The sequence below is a fragment of the Streptomyces sp. NPDC051452 genome, assembly GCF_044454765.1.
Classification (GTDB): domain Bacteria; phylum Actinomycetota; class Actinomycetes; order Streptomycetales; family Streptomycetaceae; genus Streptomyces.
In genome coordinates, this window is sequence record NZ_JBITEB010000001.1 from 538414 (window position 1) to 550121 (window position 11708).

9 protein-coding genes are annotated in these 11708 nt (G+C 74.0%); 3 read left to right on the plus strand and 6 right to left on the minus strand.

The features are described from left to right. Positions 1 to 18: 18 nt before the first annotated feature. The 3 genes from ACIBA9_RS02255 to ACIBA9_RS02265 form a co-directional block, all read right to left on the minus strand. Positions 19 to 2823, minus strand: coding sequence for a hypothetical protein (locus ACIBA9_RS02255; protein ID WP_399359446.1), 2805 nt, complete (start codon positions 2821 to 2823; stop codon positions 19 to 21). Positions 2824 to 2970: 147 nt separating this feature from the next. Next, a complete protein-coding gene (locus ACIBA9_RS02260; RefSeq protein ID WP_399359447.1) occupies positions 2971 to 3387 on the minus strand; it encodes a Zn-ribbon domain-containing OB-fold protein in 417 nt (138 codons plus the stop codon). Between the two features lie 170 nt (positions 3388 to 3557). Continuing rightward, positions 3558 to 4319 (minus strand): TetR family transcriptional regulator, encoded by a 762-nt coding sequence (locus tag ACIBA9_RS02265; protein WP_399359448.1) that lies wholly within the window; start codon positions 4317 to 4319, stop codon positions 3558 to 3560. A gap of 390 nt (positions 4320 to 4709) precedes the next feature. Between ACIBA9_RS02265 and ACIBA9_RS02270 the strand changes: the two genes are divergently transcribed. The 3 genes from ACIBA9_RS02270 (at position 4710) to ACIBA9_RS02280 (ending at position 7167) form a co-directional block, all read left to right on the plus strand. After that, positions 4710 to 5558, plus strand: coding sequence for a hypothetical protein (locus ACIBA9_RS02270; RefSeq protein WP_399359449.1), 849 nt, complete (start codon positions 4710 to 4712; stop codon positions 5556 to 5558). Between the two features lie 284 nt (positions 5559 to 5842). Further along, entirely contained in the window at positions 5843 to 6550 is a 708-nt protein-coding gene (locus ACIBA9_RS02275) for a peptidoglycan-binding protein (RefSeq protein WP_399359450.1), read from the plus strand. Between the two features lie 146 nt (positions 6551 to 6696). Continuing rightward, a complete protein-coding gene (locus ACIBA9_RS02280; RefSeq protein ID WP_399359996.1) occupies positions 6697 to 7167 on the plus strand; it encodes a flavin reductase family protein in 471 nt (156 codons plus the stop codon). Between the two features lie 72 nt (positions 7168 to 7239). Here ACIBA9_RS02280 and ACIBA9_RS02285 read toward each other — a convergent pair whose 3' ends face one another. The 3 genes from ACIBA9_RS02285 to ACIBA9_RS02295 all read right to left on the minus strand — a co-directional run bounded on the left by ACIBA9_RS02285 (position 7240) and on the right by ACIBA9_RS02295 (position 11703). Continuing rightward, positions 7240 to 9714, minus strand: a complete 2475-nt coding sequence (locus ACIBA9_RS02285; RefSeq protein WP_399359997.1) for a SpoIIE family protein phosphatase — start codon at positions 9712 to 9714, stop codon at positions 7240 to 7242. A gap of 228 nt (positions 9715 to 9942) precedes the next feature. Continuing rightward, positions 9943 to 10323 (minus strand): hypothetical protein, encoded by a 381-nt coding sequence (locus ACIBA9_RS02290; RefSeq protein WP_399359451.1) that lies wholly within the window; start codon positions 10321 to 10323, stop codon positions 9943 to 9945. 462 nt (positions 10324 to 10785) lie between these two features. Next, positions 10786 to 11703 (minus strand): MurR/RpiR family transcriptional regulator, encoded by a 918-nt coding sequence (locus ACIBA9_RS02295; protein WP_362152428.1) that lies wholly within the window; start codon positions 11701 to 11703, stop codon positions 10786 to 10788. Between the last annotated feature and the right edge of the window lie 5 nt (positions 11704 to 11708).

The following is an 11708-nucleotide window of genomic DNA, read 5'->3' on the forward strand; positions in this document are numbered from 1 at the left end:
CACCCGGCACGGGGCGCCCTACGACGCGTCCACGGACCCGTCGAGCACCAGACCATGGGGGCGCGGCTCACCGGTGGCCGGATCGATCTCCCGGAACCGCACGGACTCCACGGGTTCCGTCACCTGGTCCCGCACCGTGGGCACGGTGAGGTCGGCACTGGTCCGCCCCGCCGGAATGGACGTCCACAGCACGAGACCGCCCACCTGGGACAGCCGGCGCTCGGGGTCCGGCTTCGCCCCGGCGGTGTCCCGCAGCCAGCTCGCCGGGACGTCCTTGGTGGACAGCTCCTTCCCCTCGACGGGCACGACCGCGAACATTGCGCTCATCTCGACGTCGACCGCCTCGGACAGCGACACCCGCCACTTCAGCGCACGTCCCTCGGCGACCCGGCCGGCCACGGGCGTGACGGTCATCGTCGGCGCCGGATCGTCGTCGTGAACGGTGACACCGCCCCGGTGGGAGCCCACGACCGCGCCGTGGACCGCCTTGACCAGCACGTCGTACGACACGTCGGCGCCATAGCGGGTGTTGCCCCGCACCGCCACCGGCACATCGATGTCATGGCCGCCCGGACGCACCGTGACCAGCCGGTCCTTGGCCCGTCCGGTGGCCGGGTCGAGGACGTACACCCGGACCCGACCGCTGCCCCGGCCCGACACCCGGACCGGAACACGGTAGGTGCGCACGCCCGAGTCGCCCTCGTCCACGGTGGTGCGGCCGACGTCCACCCGTGTCAGCGCGGCGGTACGCACCGCGGGCGTACCCGCGCGCCAGCCCCAGGCGTCCATCAGCCAGGCCTGCCCGGAACCCGAACGAGGGGTCAGAGTCAGGGACTTGACCGAGGTCAGATCGAGCCCGGCCCGGGTGGCCGCCGTCAGCGGCACCCGGAACTCGCGTGCCCAGTAGGAGGCGGTGCGCTCACTGCCCGGCAACCCGTCGGCACGGACGCGGCCGAGTGTCGCCTTCCGGCCGGCGGAGTCGGTCACCGACACGTCCAGCCGGGTGCCCCGCGAGTTCGGCGGCACGAACAGCCGTAGCGCCAGCGAGGTCGAGCCGGACAGCGACAGCGGCCGCCGGGCGCTCACCCGCACCGGTGCGCCCGCGTGCGTCCAGCGCAGCGCGATCGCGTGCCGGCCGGACTCCCGGTCGGTCTCCCACTGCGCGAAGTGCGGCGAGACACCCTTCGCACCCCGCCCCAGGCAGGCCTTGGCCGGGCTCGGGTCCACCGCGTCGCACAGCCTGCCGCCGGTCACCGACACCCCGTCGTCCGGCAGGAACCCCGCACCACGGCGCGCACCCACCGCGTGGGTGAGGATCCGGGCCGGATCCGCCGACGGCGCCCGCTTCCCGGAGCCGTCCAGCAGCGGGCGCACCCGGTCGTCGCCGGACAGGAACAGCCGCGCGGCCGCGGCGATGTAGGTCGAACCGGCCCGGTGCTGCCGGTCGGCGGTCAGCCGGGTCGCGGCCCGCTTGCCGCACACCGGGTCCGGCCGGCCCGGGTCGTCGAAGAAGTCGTCCTCGGCGGGCGCCGCGGACCGTCCCGGCGTCCACTCGGAGTTGAAGAAGTTGTGGTTCGCGCCGATCACGTACACGGCGCTGTGCAGCGCGCTGCCGCCGCTGACCGCACGCGTGCCGTCGACGTACACCTGGCCCTGCAGGTCGGAGACGTCACCGTCGCAACCCGGCAGGATCGTCACGGACGGCACGTCGGGCACCGGGTTCTGGCCGAACACGGTAGGGCCGATGAGGACCGTGCCGCGAATGTGCCAGCGGACCGGGCCGTGGTAGCCGTCCTGGGCGGCGGGCGCCGGGTACTGGCTGTCCAGCGCCGCCCGGTTCACGCCCTCGCCGCCGCGCGAGTGCCCCACCAGCAGCACCCGGGACAGATCGGCGCGGGGTGCCGCGCGCACCACCGCCGGCGCCGTCCCCGTGTGGTCGGCCCACTCGGCCCAGCGGGCCAGGTGCAGCCGCACCAGCGAGGAACGGGCCTGCGCGCCGCCGTCCTCGGCCGCCCAGTCCTGCCCGTTGATCCCGTTCGCCGAGATCGACACGGTCACATAGCCCTGGGAGGCCAGCAGCCTCTGGTCCGGCAGATAGCCGCGGTGGCTGGGAACCGGCTTCGTACCGGCCGCGCACGGCCATTCGCCGGTGGACTCGTCCCCCTTGTAACAGGTGGAGTGGCGGCCGTGCAGGAAGAGCGCCAGCGGTCGCCTGCCGGAGGCGCCGACCGGGGCGACGACCACCGCGCGCATCTCCACCGGTGCCGAAAGACCGGGCAGGCGCACCGACTTCAGGGCGTACTCGCCCGTGTGGGTACGGTACGAACCGGGCCTGCCCGGGTCCACCGCGTTCGCGGGCAGCGGGGCCGGCGGCCGTGCTGCCGCCGATACGGTCCCCGCGGCCGGGGTCGTGTCCAGGCGGTGGCCCCCGGACCAGACCTGGAGACTCTGGAGGCCTCGGGAATCCGGGAGACCTCGCAGTCCTTGGAGTCCGCTCGGTTTCCCGGTGCGCCGGGTGTCGAGCGACAGGCGGAAGGTGTGTCCGTCCGCCCCCGGCTTCGGCACCCCCAACAGATGTCCGCCCGAACGGAATTCGACCCTGGCGTCCCCCATCGGCACCCGCCGCTGCGATCGCCACTCCAGCTGCGGTGCGGCATGCCTGTCGGTGATCCGCCACCCGGGCGGCAGCGTCCCCTCCTCCGGGTCCGCCGATATCCCTGCCTGTAAGGGCGGTCGAGTCTGCGCGACTGCGACCCCCGGCGACGCCGCCGCCACCGCGAGCAACGCGGCGGCGGTCACCCCTGTGAACCGGGCACGGACCACTGATCCTCCTCGAACCCGAGCGCGGGCGTCCCGTCCGTACCGGGAGCCCCTCGTTCGGGGAGGATGGGCCGAGGAGTCTGTGGGTTGCCTGTGCGAGGCGGCTGATGGATCACATCACCGCCGGAACCCCGCCGAAGTGACGAGTCGTCAGTTCCAGGCGCGGTACGGCTCGTCCAGCAACTGGAAGACCGGCTCGCCGCGCACCGGATCCTTCGCGGTGGACAGACGGACCCGGTCGCCGCTGTGAATGCCGATCAGGGGACCCATGACCCGGCCCCGGACGACGAACCCCTCGGCCATCTCGACGAGGGACACATTGCGGGCGGCCGGCGTGTTCCTGTGCACCACGGTCGCGTGCCGGACCGTACCGCTGCCCTCGCTGCGCTCCGTGCGCAACTCGCTGCCCTGGCACACCGGACACAGCAGCCGGTGGTACGTCGCGGTGCAGCACCAGGCGCAGCGCTGGAAGAGGAGGGCGTCCTTGGAATCCGTGGGGGCGGGTTCGAGGACACCCGCCGCGGAACCGGCCGCCGAATGCGAGACGCTTGCTGAGTGGTGGTACACGCTGGTCAACTCCCTGCGCTCGGCCGGAAATCCGCGTGTACGGCGGGAACCGCACACGCGTGTGCCCGGCGACCGTGCCACCGTGCACGCCCGACAGCGTATGGCACTCAGTGTCACTCGTAAAGGCACTCCGTACCCTGAATTCGGTGATCCTCGTCCACGCCACGGGATCAGGCGCGCCCCAGTGCCGCCTCCCACTCCCGCACCACGCGCCACACCGGGGCGTCGCGGCGCGCGACCAGCACCACCACGTCGTCCCCGAGCCCGGCCCGCTCGCCGCCGAGGACCGGACCGGCGGGCACCTCGCTGTCCGGCGCCGCTCGCCCCTCGGTGTCCGTCCGGCGCCCGAACGTCCGCCGCACATACCCGAGCGCATGGTCCACCGCCGCGCCCGCGTCCCCCCGGCCGTCCGACCGCAGCCAGGAGCGCAGCGCGTTGTTGTGCGCGGCGACGACCGCGGCCGCGACCATGTCGGCCCGCAGCGTGCCCTCGGGCCGCCCGGCGAACCGTCCGCGCAGATACTCGGCGAGGGCCCGCTCGTAGCGCCAGACCACCGACAGCTCATAGGCGCGCAGCCCCGGCACCTCCTTGGTGAGGCGGTAGCGCTGCACCGAGAAGGTCGGGTTCTCCGCGTACATCCCGAGCACCATCCGGGCCGCGTCACACACGCGCCGCACCGGTTCGTGCTCCGGACCGCTCGCCGCGAGGAAGGCGGTCATGTCGGCCAGGCAGCGCTCGTGGTCGGGGAAGACCACGTCCTCCTTGGAGGGGAAGTAGCGGAAGAACGAACGCCGGCCGACCCCGGCCAGCGCCACGATGTCGTCTACGGTGGTCTGCTCGTACCCCCGTTCCAGGAAGAGCCGGAAGGCCGCCGCCACCAGGGCGTCCCGCATCGGCGGCTTCGCGGTCCGCGCCGCGCTGCTGGAGCTCATGGACCGGAACGTAGCACCCGGAGGCCCCACCTGGCACTCAGTGCACCTCGGGTGGCCCCATGAGGGAACTGAGTGCTGTTCGCGCACTCGCTCGCAGCCTGCCGCGCCGGGCAGGACTCGCCCCCGGGGCCGGCCGCGGCCGGGGCGGCGGGCTGCCGCCTCCTCGCCGCACCGTCGTACCCCCCGATCGACCCGGAGCTCCGCCACACGGTCCGCAGCGGGCTGACCGGCCCGACCGCCCCTGACCTGTGGGCGGCAGGCCTCCAGTCCGTCGGGAGCGCCCCGCCCGGGGGGCCCGCGGCCGGCCAGTGGGGCGGCCACGGCGGCCCCCACCCTGCGACGTAACCTTTCTCCACCCGCGCCGATCAGGTCCGCCCAAGGAGATCCCGCATGCCTGCCGCCCGCCCCCGTCTCCTCTATGTCACGGACCTGGCGTACCCGGCCCGCGGGCGCCGCTACTGCGACGAGGACATCCACCTCGCCTCCCGGCTGCGCGCCCACTTCGACCTGGCCCTGTGCCATCCGCGCGACGCGGCGGCACTGATGGACGCCTTCGACGCCGTGGTCGTCCGCAACAGCGGTCCCGTCCTCGGCTACCCGAAGGAGTACGCGGACTTCCGCGCGAAGGCACTCGCCACCGGCACTCCGGTCTACAACCCGCTCACCGGCAAGGCGGACATGGCCGGCAAGGGCTATCTGCTCGACCTGAGCGCCGCCGGCTATCCCGTCATACCGACCGTCGGCCGCGCCGATGACCTGCACCTGCTGCCCACCGCCGAGCGGTACGTGGTGAAGCCCAGGCTCGGCGCCGACTCGCTCGGCATGCGCATCGTCCCCGCCGGCCGGGTCGCCGCCGCGGCGACCGGTGACGTGCTGGTCCAGCCCCACGTCGACTTCGCCTACGAGGTGTCCTTCTACTTCGTCGACGACGACTTCCAGTACGCCCTCCACGCCCCCGACCCGCGGCGCCGCTGGGAGCTGAAGCCCTACCCGGCCACCGCCGCCGACCTGGAGTTCGCCCGGCGCTTCATCGACTGGAACGAGCTCGGGTACGGCATCCAGCGCGTCGACGCCTGCCGGGCCCCCGACGACCGCCTGCTCCTGGTCGAACTGGAGGACCTCAACCCCTACCTGTCCCTGGACGCCCTCCCCGAGGAGGCCGCGGACGCCTTCGCCACGGCGTTCACGGCGTCCCTGAGCCGGTTCGTGGCGGGGGCGCTCAGCCCTGCCGGACGGTGATCCGCCGGGTGGCGACCACTGTGTCCGTCAGGTCCCCGTAGGCCGGCGTCAGGGCGGAGCCGGTGTCCGCGCGGCGCTCGCGCCCGGCAGCAACCGGTCGGCGTACGCCGCGTTCACCGGATCGGTGCCGTGGTCGCCGTACAGCGTCGGGTACGCGCGGTTTCGATCGTGTGGGGGAGCGGGGCGGCGAAGCGTGCCTGAACGCCGCCGCCGTGGCCTCCGTATCCCAGCACGGGATCCCGTACCCGCTCGCTCGCCTACGCACAGGACGGAAGGAGAGCCTGATGCCGACAGCGCCCGACCCCGAACCACCGCGGCCCGGACCCGACCCGGAACCCGTCCGGGTCCTGCGTCTGCGCCGCTTCGACGCGCTCGCGGACCTGATGCGGGAGATGCGCCCCGAACCGGTCACCTACGAGCCCCTCGGCACGGCGCCGGGGCCGCACCGCGCCCCGACGGGGGACCGGTTGACGGCCGAGGAGGAGACCCAGGAGCTTCCGGCCGTGCCCGCCGCCCGCGCCCGGACCGCGCCCACGACGCCCGCCCGCGGCACCGGATCGCGCCGGGCCGTCGTCGCCCTGGCCATGGTGGCGGCCGCTCTCACCGGTTTCGGCGGCGCCCTGCTGCTGCCCACCCGTCAGGAAGCCGCAGCGGCCCCACCGTCCGCCGCGCCGACGCGCACCCCGCCGCCCTCCACGCCCGCGCCGACGACGCCGTCCGCCTCGTCCGCCACCGTGGATCCCGACGGCCGCGGCACCCTGCGCCAGGGCGACACCGGCCCCGCGGTGCACGACCTGCAGGAACGCCTCCTGGGCGTCCCGGACGTCTACCGCGGCGGCTCCGCCAGCGGCACCTACGACGCCACCCTCACCGAAGCCGTCGCCCGATTTCAGCTCTGGTACGGCGTCAGCGGCGACGAGAGGGGTGTCTACGGCGACGACACACGCCGCGCCCTGGAATCACGGAGCCGCCCCGACGACGACGATTCGTGAGCGGTACACCGGGAACACCCGGGGGAGTGGGAGTGAAGCGGGACCGACCAGCGACGAGACGTGGGAGCACGCACGGCATGACGGACACGGATGGCACACCCGACGACGACGATGCCGGCGCGGCGGAGGTCTCGGGCCCGCAGGACATGGACGGTTTCTTCCACCGGCTGGACTCCGACATGTGCGTGGTCACGGCCGTGGCCGACGGTGAGCGTGCCGGGTGCCTGGTCGGCTTCGCCTCGCAGTGCTCCATCGACCCGCCCCGGTACGCCGTATGGCTGTCGAAGGCCAACCGCACCTACCGCATCGCCCGGTCCGCACGGTACCTCGCCGTCCACCTGCTGACCCGGGACCAGCGCGACCTGGCCGAGCTGTTCGGGGGCGAGACGGGCGACGAGGTCGACAAGTTCGCCGGCCTGGACTGGCGGGAGGGACCCGGCGGAGCGGTCGTCCTGGCGGACGCGGCGGCCTGGTGCGTCGGCACGGTCCTACACCGCACCGACGGCGGCGACCATGTGTGCTTCGTCCTCGATCCGGTCGGGTGGGGCACGGGTCGGCCCGGACCGCTGCTGCGCCTGTCCGACGCGGTCGGCATCGACGCCGGTCACCCGGCCTGAGCCGCCGTCGTGCCGTCTTCGCCCCGGCCGCGCGCCCGCCCGGAACACCGGCACGGGCGCCGGGGCCGCCGGTCAGCCGACGTCGTCCGGGACGTCGTCGTCCAGCGGCATCCGGATGTCCAGCACGCACACGTCGTCCCGCCGCTCCTCCTCCAGCATCGTGGCGAGCAGGGCGTCCAGGGAGCCGGACTCGCCGGATCCATGGGCGCGCACGGCCGCGGCCAGCCGGGCGAAGCCCGCGTCCAGACCCCGGTCGGGGCGTTCGACCAGGCCGTCGGTGTACAGCAGCAGCCGGTCGCCTGGTTCCAGGCGCAGTTCCGCCGACCCGTAGACCGGGGCGCCGCTCGCGCCCAGCAGCATGCCGCCGGGGCGGTCGAGGTAGCGGACCTCGCCGTCGCGCACCAGCAGGGGCGGCGGGTGCCCCGCCTGGGCCCAGGTCAGGACCTGCTCCTCGGGGTCGTAGCGGGCCAGGACCATGGTGGCCGTGGTCTGGCCGTCCCGGGAGTGCAGCAGCAACTGGTTGAGCCGTGCCAGGGCCCCGGTCAGCGAGGAACCGGTGCTGACCATGCCCTTCGCCGTGAACCGCAGCTGGGCCATCGTGGCCACGGCGCCGATGCCGTGCCCGGCCACGTCACCGACCACGAACAACGCGTCGCAGTCGGGCAGTTCGATGGCGCTGAACCAGTCGCCGCCGACATGGATGCCGGACTGCGCGGGCAGGTAGGCCACCTCCACACGCAGTCCCGCCAGCCGGACCGGCTTGCTGGGCAGCGGCAGCAGGGCATGCTGCAACCGGGCCGCCAGCGCACGCTCGGCCTGCAGGATCCCGCGCTGAAGCAGCATCGCCCGCTCGCTCTCCACCAGGGCGAGTTCCGCGCTGCGCTGCGCGGTGAGGTCCTGGACGAAGCCGTGCACCTCGACCGGGGTGCCGTCCGGCTCCGTGACGGCCTCCGCGACCATCCGCAGATGCCGGACCCCCTGCGCCGTCTCCATGCGGAACGGCACGTCGAACGGGCGCCCCTCGTGGACGAGTTCGCCGATCACTCGGCCGAGAGCCCCCGCGTCCTCCGGCAGGACGAGGTCGGGCAACCGCTCCAGCGGCAGCGGCCCTTGCGCGGGGCCCCGGCCGAGCACCGCATACGCCTGCGCCGACCAGGAGGTCTCCTGAGTGATCAGGTTCCACGTCGCCCAGCCGAGATTGCCCAGCCGCTGCACGTCCGCCAGGCGCTGCTCCTGCCGCTCGGCCGGGTCGTGCCGCAGCCAGGTCACCAGCAGGCCGCCGGCCACCGGGGCCGCCCGAACCGAGTAGGTGGCGGTCACGGGAACGTCGTCGACGGTGTCCTGATAGGCGAACGGCTCCCCCTCGAAGGGCACACCGGTCTCCAGGGCCCGCAGATAGCCGTGCCACAGTGGTTCGCCCGCGACGGACGGATAGCTCTCCAGGATGCGCATGCCGACCATGTCCCGGCCGGTGTGGCCGAACACGTCGACCGCCTCGGCCGTGGCGGCGTCGATGCGGTAGTCCTCCACCTCGCCGGAGGCGGTGCGCAGCGGGGTGAGCAGGATCGCGGCACCCGGCAGGGCGTCCAGCACCGCTTGCACGCCGTGGGCGGCGCCTTCCTCGCCGGAGCCGTCGCGCGGGGCGTCGAAGGCCCGCAGTCGGCCCGCGCACAACCGGGCCACGGCGCTCAGCAGCTTGCGCTCGTGGGTCGCGAAGGGGTCGCCCGGTCGGCGCAGCACACCGAGGACGACGCCGTCGGTGCCTCCGACCGGCATGGGCAGCCACGCCCGGGACAGCCACCGCTCGGGCGGCTGGCCGATCAGCAGATCCCGGGTGCGGTCCGTGGCGAAGTCCTCCAGCCAGCGTGGTTCGCCCGTCCGCAGGGCGTCGAAGGCGGGCACCCCGCTCAGCGGCGGCACGTGCCGCCACTGAGCGGCCAGGGTGGCGTCCAGGCCCGCGTGCCCGATCAGTTCGAGGCCGCCTTCGGGTAGGCCCTGGTACAGCATCACGGCGTCGGCGCGGACCTCGGGACGCAGCTGGTGCAGCAGGCATTCGGCCAGTTCACGCGGTGAGTCGACCCGGACCAGGGCGCGGCCGATGTGACCCAGCACCCGAGCCGCGTCGGTGCTCGCGGCGGGCGTGGCCGCCCAGAGACCGGCCGCGCCGGGCGGTCCCGTGGCCGGCAGCGGTGCCGGGGCCGGCAGCTGGTCGGCGGACGGCGCCGGCGAGTCCGGGCGGTCGGTGGCCGGCGGGGGCGGCGGCGGTGGGCCCGCCGGCGGCGAGGCCGGCCGCTCGGTGGCCGGCAGCGGGGAAGCCAGCGTGAGCCAGCACTGTTCGAGCAGCGTGCGGTCGCCGTCCTTGGCGCGCCGGCACAGCTCCTCCTGGGCCGCGTCCGGGGTGCATCCCGTGACCGCCATCACCACGCCCTTGGCCCGCTCCACCACCGCCGTGGTCGCGGCCAGGTCCCGCAGCCGGTCCATCTCCGCGCGCTGACGTGCCACGACCTTGGCCAGCGCCGCCAGCTCGGCGCCTGTGCCAGGGCCCATCGGGGACACGGGCTTGCTCGTCACGCGTCGAGCATGGCACATCCCGGCCCGTTCGATCACTCGTCTGCCGGGACGGGCCCCACCGGCGGGCGACGGCCGGGGAGCACGGCCCGTGCGAGGAGCTCGGCCCGCGCGCGGCAGCAGGCGCCCGGGATCAGGGCGCCTGGGCCGGGGGCCGGCCCGACCTGGTGCGTGGGGATACCGCGGCGAGGGCGGCGGGAGGGTGGCTCAGCGGCCCGCGTGGCGACCCACGAGCGCCTCGGTGACCGCGCGGACGCTGCGCGCGATGTGCTGCAACTGCAGGACCTCGGCGGCGTACAGCTTGATGGTGTGCTCGATGACCGACTCGGGCATCCCGAGCACCGGCAGTTCGGCGCGCGCGGTCTGCAGGGCGGTCCGTGCCACCCGGATCTCCTGCTGGACCTGGATCTGTGCGTGCCGGGCGAGCAGGACGGGGTGCCGGATGAGCGCCGGATAGCTGGCGTAGCGAGCGGGGATCAGTTCGCGCAGCCACTTGGCCGCCGAGCGCTCCCAGTCGTAGCTGCCCGGCGTCTTGACCTGGCAGGGCCAGTCTGGGCTGGTGCGCGTACTGGTCAGGGTCATGATCATCGCCTTTGGGTGTGCGGCGTCGTGAGGGTGGTCCGACGGGGCAGGGGCGGCCCCGGCCTAGGGGATGGCCGGGGCCGCCACGGGCGCGTCGCGCAGACGATGCGCCCCGGAACACCCCGGGCGCCGACGCGGGTGGATGCCGGCGGCAGGGGGTGTCCGTGCGGGCGCCCCGGGAGCCGGGAACCGGTGCCGCGTGCGGTGGTGTGTACGCATGGGCGGTCCGTCGGCTTTCCGGAGGCGGTGCGAGCGGTGAGCCCGCGCTTGCGGAACGTGCCCGGAGCGGGGCGGGCGCGATCCGTGAGCAGTATTTATATATGCGGACCTCTTGGCAAGAGGTATGAAAACATTCATGCGCGAAATGCGGTGAATGATCCCCGTCCAGGGGGTGGGGGACCGCAAGATCTTCACGTTTGCCGCGCGGGCGCGGAAGGATCGGCCGGGTCCTGCCCCGGCCCGCCCGGGTCAGTCCCTGAGGAAGAACTGGTGCTGCTCGGAGAGCTGCTCGTACTTCTCCAGCCGGGCCTGGGTGCGCTCGGGATCGGCGTCGGTCATGGCCTGCAGCAGCGCGGCGGCCAGCACGCCCGGCGCCGCGTAGGAGTCGAACACCAGCCGCGAGCCGGTGCCGGTGGCGAAAGCGATGTCGGCCTCGTCGGCAAGCGGCCCGAGCGCCAGGTCGGTCACCAGGGCGACCTTCAGACCGGCGCCGCGCGCCACCCGGACCGCCTGCAGCGTCTCCTGGGAGTGCCGGGGCATGGCGAACGCCAGCACCCAGCTGCCGCCGGCCTCGCGGGCCTGCAGCAGCGCGTCGTAGGCCACGCTGCCGCCCCGGGTCACCAGCCGCACGTCCGGGTGGATCCGGCGGGCGGCATAGCCGAAGTACTCGGCCAGCGACACCGAGATGCGCAGCCCCAGCACGGTCAGCGGGGTGGAGTGGGACAGCTCGCGGCCGACGTGGATGACCCGGTCGGGGTCGGCGAAGTCGCGCCGCAGGTTCTCCAGGTGCTCGATCTCCGCGTCGACCGCCGCCTGGAGTTCGTTGGCGCGGTTCTCCTCGCCGGGCCCGCCGGCGAGCGTGCTCAGCGCGATCGACTGCAGCCTCTCCCGCAGCGCGGGGTAGCCGCTGAAACCCACGGCGGCCGCGAAACGGGTGACGGAGGGCTGGCTCACGCCGACCCGGTCCGCCAGCTCGGTGATCGACAGGAAGGCGGCCTCGGTGATGTGCTCGATCAGGTACTGGGCGATGCGCCGCTGACCGGGCGACAGACGCGGGCCGTCGAAGAGCTCTCGGAGCCGGGAGGTCGGAGCGGCCTCGGTTTCGGGCACGGTCTTGCCCGACTTGATCGCTGACGCCTGTGCGCGGGCCTGCTGCGGCGAGGGCACCGGTC

Bases quoted from the DNA above. Each gene is read 5' to 3' on its own strand.
- ACIBA9_RS02285 (WP_399359997.1), bottom strand. From the start codon at position 9,714: ATGGGCCCTGGCACAGGCGCCGAGCTGGCGGCGCTGGCCAAGGTCGTG.
- ACIBA9_RS02280 (WP_399359996.1), top strand. From the start codon at position 6,697: ATGGACGGTTTCTTCCACCGGCTGGACTCCGACATGTGCGTGGTCACG.
- ACIBA9_RS02265 (WP_399359448.1), bottom strand. From the start codon at position 4,319: ATGAGCTCCAGCAGCGCGGCGCGGACCGCGAAGCCGCCGATGCGGGAC.
- ACIBA9_RS02270 (WP_399359449.1), top strand. From the start codon at position 4,710: ATGCCTGCCGCCCGCCCCCGTCTCCTCTATGTCACGGACCTGGCGTAC.
- ACIBA9_RS02290 (WP_399359451.1), bottom strand. From the start codon at position 10,323: ATGATCATGACCCTGACCAGTACGCGCACCAGCCCAGACTGGCCCTGC.
- ACIBA9_RS02275 (WP_399359450.1), top strand. From the start codon at position 5,843: ATGCCGACAGCGCCCGACCCCGAACCACCGCGGCCCGGACCCGACCCG.